The sequence below is a fragment of the Superficieibacter sp. BNK-5 genome (assembly GCF_047456055.1).
Classification (GTDB): Bacteria; Pseudomonadota; Gammaproteobacteria; order Enterobacterales; family Enterobacteriaceae; genus Superficieibacter.
Genome location: NZ_CP179893.1, coordinates 2,525,479 through 2,542,339, shown reverse-complemented (window position 1 = coordinate 2,542,339; position 16,861 = coordinate 2,525,479). Strand labels below are relative to the sequence as shown.

Below are 16,861 nucleotides of genomic sequence, written 5' to 3'. Positions count from 1 at the left end.
CCCTTAGCGGACTACGTTGATTTGGACGTCGGCATAATGAGTTGCACCGGCGAGTTTGATTGCGCACTGGATCAGCGGCGCTTTACGCTTCTCGCGGTCAGCCTGCGCCTGGGTGGACAGAGGCTGCGCCCAGGCGTAATAGCCCTTCGTCAGCGTTACGCCTGCTGTGATTTGACCGATATCCCCGCCGTTCCATACGCCCGGCGCGATCAGGCCATTCGATGCGGCCTGATCGAGGGATTGCTCCACGTTGGTCAGCAGCCGGGTAACACCTGCCTCTGTCTGAGGAATTTTGGTGGTTGAGGTGTAGAGCAGGTCATAAAGGTTGGTCTGCACGTAGTTCTGCAGCCAGTCGAGGCCGTGACGCTCGTCGAAGAAATCGCCGTTCGCCATTACACCCTGCTGAAGAATGGCCGTGTCATTCGCGTAGTAAACGTAGACATTGGCATTTTTGGCGTCGACAGCAGCCGCCTGCGCGGTGGTCAGCGTTTCGTACGTTACGCCCGGTTCAGTCTTGAATTTCAGCGTCAGCGTGGTGTTATTGCCGGAGAAATTGACAGTAAACGCACGACCAAACGCGGACAGCGCGGCGTATTTACTTTCCGATGAATACTGCACAAAAGTACGGCCATAACCTGCTTTTTTCAGCGTTGAGGCAATATCCGTGGTCGACGCAGGGTCGATAATACCGGAATCGTCAGACGTGACAGCAAACACGCGGCTGACACCAGCAGCCTGAATCGCCGCCGCCGTCGCCGTAATCTCAGCGGCGGTCAGATCGTCATCGCTGGCAATGCCGAGACCATACCAACTGGTATATTGCAGCGCTGCGGTGACAGCCTGCGCCAGCGTCTCAACGCTACCCGCTTCGCCGGTGGCAAGCGTTTTAGCCCAGCGGCCGATATAAACCTGCGTCGGCTGCGGAGACTGCGAGAAGAAGATAAGCGCGGCCTCATATTCCGGGCTGTCTTCCCCGAGATCCGCACCGATATCATCCGCGCTGGAGTAAAGGCGAACACGTTCTTTTACAGGAATGACGGTGGATGTACCAAGAATGAGCAGCGAACCGAAATTACGGCCCGTCGCCGCCGTGGGCGACATGATCACATCAACGTTGACCACGCCGGATACAGGTAAGCCCTGTTGCATAGATTAATCTCCGAAAAAGGATACTGGCGCACTGGCCAGCGATTTGATGCCGTAATCGCGGATAACTTTGCGGCGCAGACGCACGGTGATGTCGTAGCGGCGCACCCACTGGTTATTGATGAGTTCGGGAAAGGGGATCAGGTCACTGTAGCCAGCGAGTGAAAGCTCATGCTGCTTAAGCGTTTCGTTATTTTGTTCGACCGTCAGCCCGTCACGAAACAGCGTCGCTATCGACTGACCCGACGGCCCGTAAAACGATGCCAGCGTTTCGATCACCTCGTGGCGCCACAGCTGATCGCTTTCATCGCTCTGACTGACGAACGCCGGTGAATCATCTGAGGTAAAGCCGGTAATACCAAATCCGCACCAGTTCACGTCGGCGGCGGGCAGTGCCGCCTGTACAGGAGTCCAGCGCGGGCGAACCATGCCAGGTGGCAGACCAGACACTGCCCCGACCCACCGGCTCAGCTCACGTTCCAGCGCCTCATCGTAAGCCTGAGGTACGCTGGTCGGCGTCAGGTATCCTGGAGAAGTGCTGTCATTGCTCACCTGGCCCCCCGTCGAATGGCATCAGTTCAAAGTGGGCCTGCACGAAGCCAGCACCGTAGCGGGTGTAGGGATCGACGAACGTCACGCGGTAGTCAGCGCCTTCATACTCCACGATGTCGGAATCGAGTCCGGTTTTACCGCTGATTAAGCGCGTCTGAGTGATGATCAGGATCGCCCCCGCGATGACCTGCCCGGACTGCATGCGCCGCGCTTCCAGCGAGCGGTCAACAGTCACCACGCCGCCAAACTGCTGCCTTAGGGGCGTATTGGTGGTGAATCCATCATTGTCCACGGTTTGAGCATTACGCCTGTACCAGAGGTTCGGATCGTAAAACTCCGGCGACAGTAGTACATCACTGACATCAAGAGTCGGCATCTTTATCCCTCACAATATGAGTGACTGAGCGGCGATACTCACCAGTGTCAATCAGTGGTTTATTTCCGTTTCTTCCACGGCGGCGGCGCGCGGCGATGGTTGCGTCAGCCAGGGGAATAAAGCCAGTGATCGTGATGTAACGTTTCACGCCGTTCGCAGCAACAGTCCCGGCTCGATCAAGCGACATAACCGCGCCTTCCGTATCGCCTTCCAGCGCTTTCTGTGCGGCCGCCTTCAGATGAGGAAGATAATCAGGCTGTGATGCCCTTACACCTGGCTGAAGATGCGGGCGCGCCGGAATATTCTGCGCCGGCGACCCGTTCTCGTTGATATAGCCGATGGCAGCGTTTCCGATCTCGCCCTCTTCGCGCTTGCTGGCGTCTTCTGGTATACCCACCAAAACATCCTTTTTCATAAGGGCTTTGAGGGCATCCAGAATGCTCTGCGCGTTGTCATTACGCACCGACAGACCTGATCTCATAACTGAATCCCGCCATATCCAAAGAACTGAAGCATCTGCCAGAACTCAGCGCCGTAGCGCGAGAAGTTCCAGAACCCGGCGTCAGCACTGAGTGTTGAACTGTTGTCGTAGCTCACACTGACTTTATCGACCGATTTCGACGTGACGACGCCACTGGTTGATCCACCAGCACCACCCAGAACACCCGCCGCGGTATCCGCCGCATGCAGCACCATGTAATGCGCAACGAAAAGCTCAGCCAGATAGGGGAACATGTCCCCCATAGCGGAGCCGTCGATTAACGTATCAGCCAGGCTGAGTCGGAACTGGATTACCGGATCGGGATACTTCGTGGTGTCGGAGAACTGCGGGAAGTCGCGGCGAAAATCATTTATTGCTGGCAGATTTCGGTTTCTTGGCATCGTCATTACCTTCCGCTGCCGGGTTATTCACGGGAGCCTGCAAAGCCGCCAGCTGCGCGGTCAGGTCAGCAATAGTCGCGTCTTTTTCATCAGAGGACTGCTGAAGCAACGCGTATGCCCTGTCTTTGTCCGCCAGCTGCGCGGTCAGGCTGTCAATCTGCGCCTGCGTCTCTTTGGAGTCAGCCGGGGACTGAGCCTTGCCGGACACTTCGGCATGGGCCAGCACAAACCAGTGTCCGGCCACATTTTCTTCAACGGTGTGCTCTCCGGCTTCAAAATGCTGGCTGGTACCGTCTTCAGAACTGAAGGTAAACGGGGTATGCACCCGGATAGTTTTCTTAGACATTTATTACTCCTGATGGCCCCTGCCGGGGCCGGATTCGTCAGATACCGTCCACGTAGGCCATGGTTTCCGGGTACGGGGATTCAACAGCACCGAGCTTGCCGTAGTAGGTGGTGAGCTGGTAAATACCGCGATACTGAATAGGCACGTTCAGCAGTGGCACCATCGGGAAACGCACATACTTCTTATCGTTGGTGTAAGCCACCATGCGATCGGTACCGCCCACGCCTGCGCCTTTCAGCCATTTCACCGCACGGATATTCAGCGGTACGCCGTTCTGATGGTAGGCGATGGTGTTTTCACGCAGATAGCTCAGCAGTGACTGGTTGCCGGCGCTCGATACGATGATGCTCGAAAGCAGCGCAAACTGCTCAGGTGGCAGCAGCAGATCGCGCGGTACCAGCGTATAGCCCGTCGCCGCCCAGGCATCCGACAGCACCTTATTAATTGAGGCGCGGATTTCGTCAGGTGTTGATACCGCCCAGGCCTTCGCGGCGTTGGTCAGCGCTGCACCAAGATAATTGGTCAGGCCTCTTACGCCGAGCTGGGTATCACCACGATAAACCTGTTCGTCAGTGTCCATGTTCCACTTGAGTTGCATCGCATCGTACTTCTGGGTGTCGATCGGACGGCCAACCTGTGCAGCAGCAGCCAGTTCGACAACGGTCCAGCCCAGTTCCATGCCCCACAGGGTCAGCGGGAAGCCAGTTTTAGCGATATCGATATTCGGGCCAGCGATAGCAGTCGAATCCTTGCCGATCCAGTTCTTACCGTTCGGGTTCGGCGTACCGGCCGCCGCAAAGGTGGAGTTGGTGAAAGAACTGATGTCATCGGCGATCGATACGTCTTCGCGCAGCTGTACATCGCGCGACCACGTAAAGCCGACCAGAGGCATATTCAGCCCCTGATCGATGCGTTCAAGCTCGCCAACAAGGAAAGCGCCGGTACCGTCAACGGTGGCTTGGTCAAAAGTTAACATATGTTGCGGTTCCCTTAGATGTTGTAAGCGATTTCAGCGTTGCCATCAGCATCGCCTGCGCCCGTGAAAGTTGCGTTTGGCAGCAGGACCGATTGATCTTCGATTTCTGCACCGAGAATTGCGCCAAGCGGGCTTGCGTCGGTCGGATTAGCGTTGCGAACATAAACCGGCGCACCTTTGGTCAGGTTTACTGCGGTGCCGCCAATGTTCACAGTCATGTAGCCACGCTTCATGACATCGCCGGTGAAATTCTTACCCGTTCCCACCTGGCGGACCATATCCGGGGTTGAGGTGGTCGGGTAAGGACGGATATAAAGCCCGGTGATCACTGTGGCCGCGTCATTTGCCGCCAGCGGAATGAACTTGCCGTCAGCGCTGTCTTTACCGGCGAGGCCGTAGGCACTGAAGGTATTGGCAGAATTCAGGATCACCGGTTCAGCGGTCAAATCCTGCGGGCGTGAGATAGCCCCGGGAATGCCGACAGGCATCCGGTAAAGTAATGAAGGCATTTTTTATCCCTTATTTATTCCAGTGGGCGGCGTATGCCTTATTCAGGGCTGCCGGTGAATTTTTGTTGGAAGCGTCATATGCGCTGGCGCGCATGGTGGAGGATGGAACGGAGTTACGGGCTTTGGCGATCTCACTGGCCGATACGAATACCGCATCCAGCGTGGCTTTGGGCATTTTGGCAAAGTCCGGAGAGGAACCAACCAGCGGTGACAGCAGCGACTGGCCTTCCGGCGTTTTAAATGCCGCATCCATAGTCGCGCGCTTGAATGCCGCCAGCTTGCCACCTTCAGGCAGCCTGACACCGGGCAGGATGAGTTCTGCACGTGCCACAACGCCCTGATGGTAAGCGGCATCGTTGGTCGCGCGGGTTTTCTCTTCCTTTTCATCCGGATCGTCACTGTCAGTGGTGATGGTCGAAGAAGGGTTCATGAGTTGCTGAACGAGAATAGTCAGCGCATCAACTTTCTTCTCAAGCTCACTGGTCGTCTGCGCCCCGCCTTCACCTTCTTCGTTGTCAGTGGTCAGCCCGCCGAGCGGTTTTTCCGGCGGTAAAGGCTGTGCCGGGTTAATCACGATATTGAGCGCGCGTGGCAGGACCAGCTCCGGCTCAATCAGTTCTTCAGGTGCGTTGGCCACCAGCTCTTCCACTGTCGCGGAATCGCGGGTTTTAATCGCGCGTTTCAGCTGGGTTAACCAGCCCTGTTTTTTACTTGCCATTGATATGCTATCTCCGATTGAACAGCGAATGCCTGCGCGACCATTAGGGACGCCCGCACAGTGGTTACCGATAATTGTGTGCTGACGTGCCTGACCTGGCCCCTGCTGGTCATAATCGGCATCGTAGCCCATGGAAATTTGTTCGAGTCCGCCCATAACGGCCTGGATGGCTTCTGACGTTTTGATATGAATGTCACCAAGCATCAGATCGGACTGGTCGCCGGTACCGCGCCGCACGTTCTGAATATGTCCGTGTGCATAGTCTTTCCAGTTACCAGGGTTAACCATGTCCTTCGGGTGGCCCAGCGTGAAGGCCATCCCCTCAAACGATGCCAGCGTCTCAGGCCGGAACACCTCGTCAGCGCCGCGGTTGACTACGATCTCGCCGTCGTCATCGCCGATAATGCCGTCCAGCTCGCTCTCGTCGTAGACCTGCGCGCCAGTCCGTGCAATGGGAACGTCTTTGCATAGCAGCGAGCCGTCGGCCATCTCAAAGCGAGTGTTGCCGAGGCGGGTTGTGTAAAAATATTGCATTCGACCACCCAAAGATATATTTAAAGAACAGTTAATCTAATCAAATTACCAAAAAAGGATTTATGAATGACTAATCAAGAAGTTCAGACCACTTCAAAACCTAAACAGATTCCCTCTTGGATCTCTATCGTAATGGCCTTTTTAAGTACATTCATTTACACAGGGCTATTCCTTTATTTCAAATATGGAAATTTAGGAGCAGGCGTAATACTGCTTAATATTGTTTACGCTGCTTATGCTTTTTTTACATTGTGGCTTGATAGAAAAAATAAATTCTCAAAATCAAGTGACGCCAGATTAGTTACCTTAGGAACAGGGCTAGCTCCGGTTGCAGTAGCTTTAATGGATGCATTGTTAACCTACCAAACATACATTCAACAAAGTCCCACCTGGCTACTACTCCTGTCATTTGGAATCGTATTTGTTATTTGGTTTTGCATGATGCTTGTCGCATCGGCAATCCCAAGTGAGCTGAAAAATAAACTTAAAATACCGGCTCACAATAACAGCGACAGTTAGGGAACTGCCCTGCATGTCCGGTCATGCCGTCGAGCGTCGGCGGCTTGCCCCATTCGACATATTTGCCTTCCATTTGCTGATGAGAGTTACGAACATCGCTATCTTCAGCGGTACGCCAGATATAGCCACGCGATCCGATAGCAACTGCCCTCGCCTGGGTGATCGCAGTAGACGCCCGTCCAACCTCTGTTCGTGCAATAGTGCGTGCCCGCGCCTCAGTGACTTCGCCGGTACGCATGATTTCATCCACCAGCGAACTGGAGCGCCTGCCAGCAACAACGGTTTCAATAGCCTGATTGTGAATATCGTAAACGCGATCAGCGGCATGAAGGGGGAGCGATTTGAACAGCTTTACCTGCTCTTCCACAATGCTGCGCGCCACCTGTCCCTGACTGCCAGACATCAGCTCGCGCATACCGGAGGATATCTGGTAAGAGCGTTCACGCCATACTGCATTGTCAGCGATTTCAAGCGTATCAATCAGGCGCTTTGAAACAGATTCTGCCCAGGGTTCAATGAGGTCGGCGTAGCGGCCGAGGCGATTAAGAATATCCGTTACGCTGTCATTTGAACCATCGTAAGAACCCTGAACGATTGCGCCCACGGTACGCGCTATCTGTTGTAGCTGCGTTCTTAACTGCCGCTCTGCTCTCTTCAGGTTTGGTGGCTTCTGCATCATCGAGGTCTTTCTCCGACGGCGGCGGGATGTCGCTGGCATTCTCTATATCCTCATCGCTGATAGTGCTGCCAATCCCGGTTACACGTGCGGTTTCCTGAAGATGCATTGCACCAGCTTTCTCGGTCATCAGCCCGGCATCCACGGCTTTAACAGTGGCATCCACCACTTTATTAGCCGTTTCAGCGCGTTCGCTGTCTGGCGTCTGCCACAGTTCGTTAAACTCGAACGAGAAATCATCAGGAAGCGGTGAAGAAAACAGGCTCATATGCAGTACCTGGAACAGCTTACGCACCGGGCGGCGCAGCTTTCTTTCCTGCTGCGTCGACACGTTGTCGTAGTAGTTCGCCAGGTCAGTATCACCCGTTGAGAAACCCGCGGGTGATTGCCCGAACAGGCGAACCAGGGGGATACCGAAAGCGCCCGATACCTGCTGGCCGAACTGAGCCAACACGTCGCTCAGCCCGGCGTACGAATAGCTGTGCGCCTCAAACTTGTCTTTGGCATCCATGATCGTAAGTCCCTCGTTACTCTGGTACTGACGAATCATGTCCATGTGCGCCATCAGCGCTTTAAATGCCGGGTTGTCTTTTCCCAAGGCTAACAGGGAGCGAAGTCCATCAATGCTGTAGGTGCGCAGGTGTGCCTTATAGATCAGCTGGGCGACGCCCGTCGTCGTGGAATCGAAAGCCAGCAACCGATCAAAGCAGCGCTCAATCACTGACATCCCCCAGTCGTTCTCTGTCAGCTTCTGCTGATAGGGAAGCGGGATACCATCGAAGCGGATCAAGCGTGAGTGATGGATGCGCCACGGCGGGATGCCTGTTGCAGACGTCACAACGCGGTAAAATTCCGGCATACCAAAATCCGGCCCCAGCTCGGTAACGCGCCGCTCGGTGGCCGCATTAAGCATCCAGCGATCCATAACCATGATGCCTTTGAACGCTCCCGGCGCGATGGTGTCGATTCTTAGCGGCGTTGAATAATTCTGCCCGTCGATAAGAATGACGCCCACCGCTCCGCCGTAAAGACGGGACCACTTCAGGGTGTCGTTAAGCGCTTCCCACAGCCCCATTTCATCCCAGGCGTTATCGAGCTGCTTCTTACGGCCATCTTCCAGCTTTGAAGTGATCGTGACGCCCTTTCGCGTCATATCGTCGGGAATGGCATCAACGCCGACGCCCACCAGCCAGGAAGAACGGTATGCCTGCTCAACCAGCAATCTGTTGCGTGAGGTCCAGTTATTTTTATAGGTGCTGGCGCCGGACTGGTTAGATTCGTTCAGCCCAAGCCGGGCCACGAAATTTTCATAGCTGTCCCGCGTCGGCACAGGCTGCGACACGTTTTGTACTTCTGACATATTCAGCCTCTGCCAAGTTGGGCCCAGATATCCAGTGCTGTATCAGTAGGCGCAAAAGCCATAATGAATGCGTCTGCAATATTCGGAGAAGGAACATCACGCTTAGCGAGGTCTTTTTTGGACTCCACCATTACCCGACCGTTTTTGTCGAAATCGCGATGTGGGGTTGATAATTCATATTTCAGCTTTTCCAGAAGCGGGCAGCTGCTGTCGATGCTAATCAGATCATCAACATCGAAGTTTTCGCCGTTTTTGATAGCGTTGTAGGTATTCCTGAATCGGTCAGCCACCAGCCACCAGGCCTGAGCCTTGAGGTTGGCGAAGAAATCTTTGTTCAGGATGTTGAGTTGATAAACCTGGTCAGGTTCATGCACGCTATCACCAGCATTGAATTTGCTGTACTGAAGGTAGGGGGAATCGGGATTTTCTTTCCGACGATCTTCGTTTATCTCCTGAAATTTAGAGCCGCTGCCAGCGCCAACCCCGATTGAGTCATAAACGATTTCAGCGCCCCGCTCTAAGGCGACATTGTATGTCCGCGAGCAGCTTTTCATCAGCTCGTCTTCTTTCGCCTTCCATTCATCCGCCCAGTAGACAACAGAGCCATAGCGGTACACGTTAGCGCATTTATCAGCGCCACTGTCGGCAACGTCGAACCCAATACGCTTGCGCCCGTTAGGGTCAAATCCGAGCTTCTTATGCGCATCAATGGCGGCTTCCACCCACGACAGCTTAATAACAGCGTTATCATCATCGGTGCGCGGCACGCCAAGATAGACATACTCAAAAGACTCTTCATCGCGTGCTTTAGCCGCTTCAATTACGTCCTGCATGGTGCTGCTGAGAAAAGGGTTTTCGTCATAGTTAATTTTTCTGACGAGCGTATTAGCTGGTGGATCCACAACGAAATTTCGCCAGACAAAATCTGTAACCAGGCGCGGGTTAAAGATAAACCAGCATTCAGACCCTTCTTTACGAATTGTTGGCTCAAGGATTTCCCACTGGGCCTCTGTGATGGCGTGTGCCTCTTCGTTCCACAGCACATCTACACTTTCGAGCGACTTAATTTCCTCGATGTGACGCCACAGACCATAGAAGATGAACTCCGCCCCGGTGTGGCGGTTAATAATTTTATTGTCGAGGATGCGGAAGCGGTGGCGCAGGCCAAAGCGGTTAATCTGTATTTTCAGCAGTGCGTATACTGATTCCTCAATTTTGTTCTGGATCTGGCGCGTACACAGAAAACGGAGTGGGTAATTGTCTGCGAGGAAGATAGCAATCCCGGCAGCATCCCATGATTTTGATGAAGAACGACCACCAAATAGAACTTTATTCCTCGCCTTCGTTGTCCAGAACGGACGCAGTGCCGGATTGAGCGTCGGTTTCGATATCTGCATAGAAGTCATTCAGGCCGCGTGGAGCGTTGCTATTAGGATCGCCAGCTTCACGTTTAAGGCGGTCAGCCTCCAGGCTAACTTTCTCAGTGGCAGCCAGACGATAATCGGTGTCAGCGTAGATTTTGCCGACTGTGGCCAGCGTCCCTGTAATGGATTCAATACGCACGGTGTTGCGCATCATGGCCTTTTCAGCGCCGCTGATATTTTCAAGGAGTACCTTTCTCGCCTGGTCTTCCTGAGCATCTTCCAGAAGCGTTATCCACCGACCAATGTTCTCAGCTGCGACCAGGTTGTTTGCCCGGAGACGGAATAACTCATCCTCCAGCGTTAACGCTCTGGCATCCTCTATCACTTCATCTTTAAACAGCAGCCGGCGCGCATAGCCACCATGTTTAAGAGCGTGCTGGTTACCAGGTGGAAAAGGATTAACAGGGGGAGCGGTACGCGCGCCGCGAATCGGTTTCGTTTCTGCGGTACGTTCGGTGTTCTCTTTTGCGTACTTTGCGTCAACATCAGGCGCGGCGGGCTTTGAAGAGGTACGCGATAATTTTTGCGTACCATTTTTGCGTACCTGCGTACCGCCTTTGCGTACCCATTCAAACTTTTTGGCTCTCTTCCTGATTGCCCCTTCCGTCACGCCGTATTGAGCACCTATATCACGAAGGCTCAATACTCCGGCCTGGTATGCCGTCTCAATGGCCTCCCAGTCCGGCTTTGCCATAATTAACCCTTAACAAATGTCACTTTGGTTTTTACCAGACGACGAATGAGGCGGGCAGCTTCGCGTTCCATCTCATCAATCACTGTCGGCGTTGCTGGTAAGCCTGCGTACTTCCGCTCCATCTGCGCCAGCACCGCGTTAACATCGGCATTGGCCGGGGGAACAATTTCTACATTAAGTTTTGCCAACTAAAGATCCTCAGTAAACGCGATTATGACGCCCACAAGCGGAAGGTCGGGACAATAGAATGCTTAGAGTGACTGTAAAAGCGTCATATGTTGTGAACTCGCTAAAGGTTTTATACTTGCTTGCAGATTATGATTAAGAAAGAGTGTTGAATGCGATTTTTACGCACGCTTTCCATTCCGACCTCTAGGTTAAAGTTTCATAAAATTAATTTAAGGTAGATATAAAATGGATCGAAAAGGTTCTCTAGAACTGTTAGAAGAAGTACAGGATACACTTACATCACTTCATGGCGAAGGTGTGATGAAACCTGTGAAAATTAAAGCTATCCTTGAACATCTCAGAAGTGCATTGGAGTATGTAGCAAATGATACATATGATAAATTGAATCCTGGGATAAGAAGTAATGAAACCAGAATTTATTTTCCTTATGGGAAAAAGTCCCATATTGAGAATTTTTTTAAAAAAAAATTGAGAGTTGCTTCCCCTGAAACGTTTCCCCTTTATGAGGTTTTCAGTTCAATCCAAGACTTCAGGACAGGTGACACATGGCTTGAAATGATGTGTAACTTGACAAATGAGGTAAAACATAGAAATCCAATTCCCTTAGATGAACAAGATGTCGTCACTGGGCGCAAAATCGTTGCTGAAGGCATAAATATCGCAGAGATTACTGGTAACGGTAGTATTACAATAGGAAATCTTGAAATTAACGATAAAAAATCAAAAGGATTTACATTTAAAGACAATAACCTTGATGCATCACAAGCCAGTATAGCTATCAACTTAGTAATTACGAAGGAAAAAAAGATTCGATTTCACGGCTCTGAATATGAAGTTATTCCCTTCATTGAAAAATGCCTTGCTCATATAAAAAAATTCGTTAACGACGCTTATGATATTTTAGAGAAAGACATTTAGTCCGCATTCGTAAAGGTGGCCTTTTATTATGGCCACTTCCCAATATTAAATAACTTATAGCGATCACCTTGAAGAAATCACCCTTATAGCAGCACGATCAATATTGCACTGCGCTATTACTCCATAAAGCTGGGCATTCAGCCCCACGCTGTCTGCAAACGTCATGTTTGCTGGTGGCTGAGGTACATCAATCTGGCTGGTGAGGTCAGCGGGCAGGCTTATCGCCGGCTGCTTTATCGTCTGATACTCCACCAGCGGCTTCTGCTGCACTGCGCAACCGTTCAACAGCATCGCGGTTAACAGGAGCAGAGGCGCACACGTCCTTTGAAAGATAGGCTTTGATTTCATCCTGGAGTTTCCTGTTTTGCTGTGCGGTGGATGCCCGCTGTACGGCCACTTCTGACATCACCTCGTTTTGCTGGTTAACCGCTTTAACAAGGTCGCTGACGCTGGCGGCCAGACCGTCATTCTTCGAGCGCAGATCGTTAATCTGGTCATCTTTACTGTTCGCCAGCTTTTCCAGCCGTTCGTTGGTGGCAGTCAGCTGTGAGTTACGGGCATTCAGCCCCCAGAGCGCCACGCAAATCAGGCCGATCACAATGACGTGTGAATAGTTCTTGATGAAGTTGATCGGGTTCATGTAAGAAACACCTCTCTTTCTCGCTGGCGGCGCGGCAGAAGAATATCCGGATCTTTACCGGAGCGCTTCCACATCAGGAATGCATCGGCCGCACCGTGATACTCATGGTTGTTGAGGCGCTTCAGAACGGTTGATTCAGCGAAATTCGGTTCACCGATATTGAAGACCAGACAGCACAGCGCATCGTACTGGTTCTGGGTGAGCGGCACCTTAACCCTGCTGTTGATGGCTTTCTCTACCCAGGCAATGTCTGCCACCAGCAGCGCAGATGATTTGTCTTTGCTGATTGTCAGGGTGGGAGTGATAGCCCGGCCATCCACCAGCCCGGCGTGACCGACGCCAATCGTCAGAATGCCTTTCGTATCAGGATAGGCTTTCAAACGCTCGCCCTCTTCGCGCTTAATCAGGGCAATACCTTCAGGACTGATTTTCACTGTTACCTCCCGCTCTGCGGTTAATCCAGCCGCGCAGTTTCTCGCTGATATAGTCATTGCCGACGTACCCGATATAGACCGCAAATACCTGGGCGGCGGCATCAGGGACATTCCAGTTAAGTACGCCACCAACTACCTGAAGCGTCGGCGCGGCGAAGAAAGCCAGTGCGCTGCACGATACGGCATCAAGAACACGTTTACTCCATGAGGACTGGGCATAGGCGCTGCGCAGCAAAGAGAACATGCCCGCGACGCCCGCATATCCCCACTCTGTTTTGTGGCTGTACAGCCAGGCTACCAGGCTTGCCCAGAAGCCGGGGTCTTTTTCGGGCATGCGTTTCATCTCCACCTCCGTTGGAATCGGAAGCGCCAAATTTTTGAAGGAGAAAAAGAAAAGGCCCGCCGAAGCGAGCCTTAGAAATGGAAAAAACCCGCTCAGTGGCGGGCTTCTAAAAATATTTGTTTGTAATTCCGCTTGCGATACAGCTTTGCGAAGCATATACATATTTAGGCTTTTTCTGGCTCACTTTGCAAGTAAAATCTCTCGCTGTTTGTGTGGAATGCGTCACACATTGGCTTGTAAAGAATCGACTCTGCCATTCCCAGCCAGGTATCTATACGCCTCCGGCACGTTATAAAGCTCCACTCTGGATGGCTGGCGTTCAGCTCCTCCGCTATAGCACGCACGCTCATTTTTCCCTGATAGCGTTTTTCTAACAGCCTCAGCAACGGCTTATTCTCTGTGAAAGCGACGGCGATCGTTCTGTCCATCACCAGCCCTTCATCATCTGTGCAGAAAACCAGATTGCTGTGACGCTTCTGCTGAAGCATATCGTTCACCCAGGCTTCCAGTTCAGCGGACGAACAGCCTTTTTTGCGCAATGTGTTTAGCGCTTTGCTCAGGTCGTCCTGAGTAATCACGTATTTACCCAGCAGTTTTTTAAACATATCGCTTGCCACCGGGTCCGTATTAATTGCTGACCAGCGCCCCCACATGCGCAGCTTACCCTGTATCCAGACACTTTCGAGAGTGCGCAGGCGCACCATCTCTCCGGCCTTACCCACTTCTGACGGATTAATCATGCCCTGCTCCTTTAATTGAGTTGTTGTTCACTTTCACGCTGGCACCACCAGCCCACGGCGGGCAATCTGAATGAGAGTCAGTACGATGGCGCGATCCATCAGCTGACGACGATCATCTCGCGTTAAGCTGTTGCCGTTGTCGATCTCATGATGGCAGTGCACACAGAGTGCGGCGCAGGCGCAATCGTCGACTTTCATACCGGTGCCTTTGCCCTCGTTTCTGTGAGCTACCTGCGTACCCCATGCGCCGCAAAGTACGCATTGCTCAATCTGGCCGACGGCGGCCAGCCACTTTCTATTTCGATAGACTGTTCTCATCATCACCCCGCGAAACTCATCAGCTGCGCGGCGGCGTTCTGCGCTTCGCTCTGGTTGCGGAATGCTCTGGAGAGGATCCAGCGCCACAGCACATCGAGCGCGGCCCGGTATAGTTGCTGGAACTCGGTTTCGTCCATATTTGCGAAGGAGATACTGCGGGGATGTTTTCGAAGTGTGCCGTCCGGCAGCTTGATGGTGTCATAGTGCCCGGACTCGATAGTCACCCAGGCACGATATGCATCGAAGGACTTGCAGATGCTAATGCCGTTGGTAACGCGGCGGCTTCCTACCTGCTCGAGGTATTGTTCAGCAGCATTCAGCAGCGCTGGTTCACTGCCACCGAAGGAGGCCAGAAATTTAGCGTATCCGGTCACCAGTTTGCGTTCGTTTGATGAGATAGCGCCGCCGGTGGGTTCCCAGTATTCAAAGCCAAGATTAAGCAAAGCGAAGAAACGACGATGAAATGCCGGGTTACGGAGCTGTCTGAAGTCGGCTTCGAGCACCGCACCGAGCCTGATTTTAGATTGCAGAATATCGCTGGTCTCCGGCGTGGCGGGGATCAGGATACCTGATGACTGCTTGATAAGTTGTAACTGCGCCATAATGTCCCCATCTGGCGCATAAGGGTGTCAGGTGTTCAGGCTGACGGAAGGATTATCGCTAAGCATGCCTTCAAAAGCAATGCGAGAGGAGGAAATAGTCTCATATGTAACATGCCTGAATAATGTAATCATTTGATTAAGTAATAGAACTTTTACATCGATTACTCGAATAAAGCAAAGAGGCTAGAAGTGAGTAGGCCACAGACAGCAGTTCTGTTTGATCATTTGGGTTATTATTCATGGCTTCATATTTATTGGCGTGCAAAAGATTATTGCGGAGTCTTATAATCACCATAAGGTTGACACTTAGCATTTTTTCAACATCACCCCCTTCATCACTAAAATAATTGGTCATTTTATCGCTGAGGTTATGACTGTCGCCATTAGATTCCATTGTTAGTGCATAGATTCTATCTTGAGCATTACCCCCGAGTAGATATCTCTGTTTGAAATAAGTAAAAGCTTTTAAAATTTCCTTAGAGGAAGAGTCACCAATTAAATCCAATATCTTTTGGCTATAATTTTCAGCATATGCTATCCGGCAGTAACGATTAAAAAACACATCTTCACAATAATAATAAGCCATTGTGAATTTCATTGAAATTTCCAACAACTCAATTGAATAAAGTTCTGAAAACCCTAACTCATCAACAATAAAAGAATTATCTATCATAATTAAGTACCTTTAAAAAAAGGATTGACCAAGAATGAGATATCTGGCCAATCCGTAGATTATATGAAACACTACTATCCATTAGGATGTGTTGTGAAAAGGTACTCTTGCGATGTACCCCCGACATAAAAAAGTTCTGAAATTGATCCATCGTCCATAATGAACGTTACCACTTGCGCAAATGATAAACTGCTAAAGTATTTAATGGACTGAGGATCAGTTTTTATACGCGCCTCGCAATATATCACCGCGCCATTTTTACCATAACCTATTGAAGTAGTAACTTCGGCTTTTAGAATAACATTTGGATAGTCACTAAGGCGTAAGTTTTGCTGTGTTGTAGACATATGTTACCGACTCAAGTAGTTGAAGGTCTGCTCATGATAACCATCTAATCTAAACATTTATGTGACAGTTATCACCACCCTCACTTCAAATGTAATCTTGTTAAATCCGGTATTCATTTTCTTTTCACGAAAATTATCCAATGAGTTTTGTCTGTCTTTCCGGTACGCTGCCAGATAGCTGGTTTCTGGTCAGTGAGCGCAATAATCTGGCTGACGGGAATTTGCGTTTCATTCCATTTGAAGATCAGCGTTCCATATGGGCGCAACACACTGAATGCTTCAGAGAAGCCAGCACGCAAATCATCGCGCCAAGTATCACGGTTAAGCTTCCCGTATTTCTTACCCATCCATGCGTTTTCACCAACTCGTTCAAGATGAGGCGGGTCAAACACAACAATCGGGAAAGAGGCATCGGCGAACGGCAGCGCGCGGAAGTCAGCGATAATGTCCGGGCTGATAACCAGGCTTCGCCCGTCGCACAGCGTATGCTCCTCGGTTCGGATATCGGTGAACACGACACGGGGATCAGTTTTGTCGAACCAGAACATACGGCTGCCGCAGCACATGTCGAGAATGGTTTTTTCAGTCATTCCATGCCTCCAGCTCGTTCTGTATCTCTTCATCGATTTCATCGCTGGTGGCCTCAGCATTCAGAAAGTCCAGTGCCTCTTTGCGATAACGCTCGCGCCGTTCGTCATACCAGACAGAGAACTCAGGAGACCAGCCTAACGCACTTCCCTGGAAATCTACCCTGGCGTTATCCTCTGCCATACTCTCAACCATGCAATCGGCAGTGGTGAGAGCACATTCGCGGATATACCCTCTCAAATCGCGCTTGCGCCACCAGGGGCTTATCTTCGAATCGCAGACCGATTTAAATTCAACCTTCCAGCGACGGATGCAGCGGCCTTTCAGAGATTTGCTCATGCCTTCCTCCACTCGATG

Annotated in this window: 25 protein-coding genes; 2 read left to right on the top strand and 23 right to left on the bottom strand. The window is 51.5% G+C overall.

The annotated features are described in order from the left end of the window. Window positions 1-3: 3 nt before the first annotated feature. The 9 genes from ACMGGS_RS12205 to ACMGGS_RS12165 are packed head-to-tail and all read right to left on the bottom strand — an operon-like array spanning window position 4 to window position 6,039. Window positions 4-1,149 carry a DUF3383 family protein gene (locus ACMGGS_RS12205; protein ID WP_414162883.1) on the bottom strand — a complete coding sequence of 382 codons (1,146 nt, stop codon included), beginning with the start codon at window positions 1,147-1,149 and terminating at the stop codon, window positions 4-6. A gap of 3 nt (window positions 1,150-1,152) precedes the next feature. Beyond that, the gene (locus tag ACMGGS_RS12200) at window positions 1,153-1,698 is read right to left on the bottom strand and encodes a hypothetical protein (RefSeq protein WP_414162882.1); all 546 of its coding nucleotides are present in this window, start codon (window positions 1,696-1,698) and stop codon (window positions 1,153-1,155) included. Further along, window positions 1,688-2,074 carry a head-tail adaptor gene (locus tag ACMGGS_RS12195; RefSeq protein WP_414162881.1) on the bottom strand — a complete coding sequence of 129 codons (387 nt, stop codon included), beginning with the start codon at window positions 2,072-2,074 and terminating at the stop codon, window positions 1,688-1,690. The genes ACMGGS_RS12200 and ACMGGS_RS12195 overlap by 11 nt, the downstream gene beginning before the upstream one ends. Then, a complete protein-coding gene (locus tag ACMGGS_RS12190) occupies window positions 2,061-2,555 on the bottom strand; it encodes a hypothetical protein (RefSeq protein WP_414162880.1) in 495 nt (164 codons plus the stop codon). The genes ACMGGS_RS12195 and ACMGGS_RS12190 overlap by 14 nt, the downstream gene beginning before the upstream one ends. Next, window positions 2,552-2,956, bottom strand: coding sequence for a DUF4054 domain-containing protein (locus ACMGGS_RS12185; RefSeq protein ID WP_414162879.1), 405 nt, complete (start codon window positions 2,954-2,956; stop codon window positions 2,552-2,554). Before ACMGGS_RS12185 ends, ACMGGS_RS12190 begins: the two co-directional genes overlap by 4 nt. Beyond that, on the bottom strand, window positions 2,922-3,302 hold the full coding sequence (locus ACMGGS_RS12180) for an STY1053 family phage-associated protein (protein ID WP_414162878.1): 381 nt from the start codon (window positions 3,300-3,302) through the stop codon (window positions 2,922-2,924). Before ACMGGS_RS12180 ends, ACMGGS_RS12185 begins: the two co-directional genes overlap by 35 nt. Window positions 3,303-3,339: 37 nt before the next feature. Then, complete coding sequence (locus tag ACMGGS_RS12175) at window positions 3,340-4,278, bottom strand: DUF2184 domain-containing protein (RefSeq protein WP_414162877.1); 939 nt, start codon at window positions 4,276-4,278, stop codon at window positions 3,340-3,342. Window positions 4,279-4,292: 14 nt separating this feature from the next. Next, window positions 4,293-4,787, bottom strand: a complete 495-nt coding sequence (locus ACMGGS_RS12170) for a hypothetical protein (protein WP_414162876.1) — start codon at window positions 4,785-4,787, stop codon at window positions 4,293-4,295. A 10-nt stretch (window positions 4,788-4,797) separates the two neighbouring features. Then, a complete protein-coding gene (locus tag ACMGGS_RS12165; protein ID WP_414162875.1) occupies window positions 4,798-6,039 on the bottom strand; it encodes a DUF2213 domain-containing protein in 1,242 nt (413 codons plus the stop codon). Window positions 6,040-6,105: 66 nt separating this feature from the next. Between ACMGGS_RS12165 and ACMGGS_RS12160 the strand changes: the two genes are divergently transcribed. After that, a complete protein-coding gene (locus ACMGGS_RS12160) occupies window positions 6,106-6,558 on the top strand; it encodes a hypothetical protein (RefSeq protein WP_414162874.1) in 453 nt (150 codons plus the stop codon). Here ACMGGS_RS12160 and ACMGGS_RS12155 read toward each other — a convergent pair. From ACMGGS_RS12155 to ACMGGS_RS12135, 5 genes are read right to left on the bottom strand one after another with little or no spacing between them, the layout of a single operon-like run. Continuing rightward, window positions 6,524-7,162, bottom strand: coding sequence for a phage minor head protein (locus tag ACMGGS_RS12155; protein ID WP_414162873.1), 639 nt, complete (start codon window positions 7,160-7,162; stop codon window positions 6,524-6,526). The two genes, ACMGGS_RS12160 and ACMGGS_RS12155, sit on opposite strands and share 35 nt — an antisense overlap. Next, window positions 7,122-8,594 carry a DUF1073 domain-containing protein gene (locus tag ACMGGS_RS12150; RefSeq protein ID WP_414162872.1) on the bottom strand — a complete coding sequence of 491 codons (1,473 nt, stop codon included), beginning with the start codon at window positions 8,592-8,594 and terminating at the stop codon, window positions 7,122-7,124. The genes ACMGGS_RS12155 and ACMGGS_RS12150 overlap by 41 nt, the downstream gene beginning before the upstream one ends. Before the next feature lie 2 nt (window positions 8,595-8,596). Beyond that, window positions 8,597-10,000: a PBSX family phage terminase large subunit gene (locus ACMGGS_RS12145; protein ID WP_414162871.1), complete on the bottom strand. Its 1,404-nt coding sequence runs from the start codon at window positions 9,998-10,000 to the stop codon at window positions 8,597-8,599. Next, complete coding sequence (locus tag ACMGGS_RS12140; protein ID WP_414162870.1) at window positions 9,924-10,712, bottom strand: hypothetical protein; 789 nt, start codon at window positions 10,710-10,712, stop codon at window positions 9,924-9,926. Before ACMGGS_RS12140 ends, ACMGGS_RS12145 begins: the two co-directional genes overlap by 77 nt. Window positions 10,713-10,714: 2 nt before the next feature. Continuing rightward, complete coding sequence (locus ACMGGS_RS12135) at window positions 10,715-10,900, bottom strand: hypothetical protein (protein ID WP_414162869.1); 186 nt, start codon at window positions 10,898-10,900, stop codon at window positions 10,715-10,717. 226 nt (window positions 10,901-11,126) lie between these two features. On the opposite strand from ACMGGS_RS12135, the gene ACMGGS_RS12130 reads away from it, so the two are divergent. Beyond that, on the top strand, window positions 11,127-11,819 hold the full coding sequence (locus tag ACMGGS_RS12130) for a hypothetical protein (RefSeq protein ID WP_414162868.1): 693 nt from the start codon (window positions 11,127-11,129) through the stop codon (window positions 11,817-11,819). 205 nt (window positions 11,820-12,024) lie between these two features. Here the strand turns inward: ACMGGS_RS12130 and ACMGGS_RS12125 are convergent, their stop codons facing one another. The 9 genes from ACMGGS_RS12125 to ACMGGS_RS12085 form a co-directional block, all read right to left on the bottom strand. Beyond that, window positions 12,025-12,459: an Rz lytic protein gene (locus ACMGGS_RS12125; protein ID WP_414162867.1), complete on the bottom strand. Its 435-nt coding sequence runs from the start codon at window positions 12,457-12,459 to the stop codon at window positions 12,025-12,027. After that, the gene (locus ACMGGS_RS12120) at window positions 12,456-12,893 is read right to left on the bottom strand and encodes a lysozyme (protein WP_414162866.1); all 438 of its coding nucleotides are present in this window, start codon (window positions 12,891-12,893) and stop codon (window positions 12,456-12,458) included. Before ACMGGS_RS12120 ends, ACMGGS_RS12125 begins: the two co-directional genes overlap by 4 nt. Next, window positions 12,877-13,236, bottom strand: a complete 360-nt coding sequence (locus ACMGGS_RS12115; protein ID WP_414162865.1) for a phage holin, lambda family — start codon at window positions 13,234-13,236, stop codon at window positions 12,877-12,879. The genes ACMGGS_RS12120 and ACMGGS_RS12115 overlap by 17 nt, the downstream gene beginning before the upstream one ends. A gap of 164 nt (window positions 13,237-13,400) precedes the next feature. After that, entirely contained in the window at window positions 13,401-13,976 is a 576-nt protein-coding gene (locus tag ACMGGS_RS12110) for a DUF1133 family protein (RefSeq protein WP_414162864.1), read from the bottom strand. A 33-nt stretch (window positions 13,977-14,009) separates the two neighbouring features. Next, window positions 14,010-14,294: a hypothetical protein gene (locus ACMGGS_RS12105; RefSeq protein WP_414166259.1), complete on the bottom strand. Its 285-nt coding sequence runs from the start codon at window positions 14,292-14,294 to the stop codon at window positions 14,010-14,012. 2 nt (window positions 14,295-14,296) lie between these two features. Beyond that, entirely contained in the window at window positions 14,297-14,899 is a 603-nt protein-coding gene (locus ACMGGS_RS12100) for a DUF1367 family protein (RefSeq protein ID WP_414166258.1), read from the bottom strand. Window positions 14,900-15,032: 133 nt separating this feature from the next. Continuing rightward, window positions 15,033-15,569: a hypothetical protein gene (locus ACMGGS_RS12095; protein ID WP_414162863.1), complete on the bottom strand. Its 537-nt coding sequence runs from the start codon at window positions 15,567-15,569 to the stop codon at window positions 15,033-15,035. 460 nt (window positions 15,570-16,029) lie between these two features. Continuing rightward, window positions 16,030-16,506, bottom strand: coding sequence for a class I SAM-dependent methyltransferase (locus tag ACMGGS_RS12090; RefSeq protein ID WP_414162862.1), 477 nt, complete (start codon window positions 16,504-16,506; stop codon window positions 16,030-16,032). Beyond that, window positions 16,499-16,843 (bottom strand): hypothetical protein, encoded by a 345-nt coding sequence (locus tag ACMGGS_RS12085; RefSeq protein ID WP_414162861.1) that lies wholly within the window; start codon window positions 16,841-16,843, stop codon window positions 16,499-16,501. Before ACMGGS_RS12085 ends, ACMGGS_RS12090 begins: the two co-directional genes overlap by 8 nt. Between the last annotated feature and the right edge of the window lie 18 nt (window positions 16,844-16,861).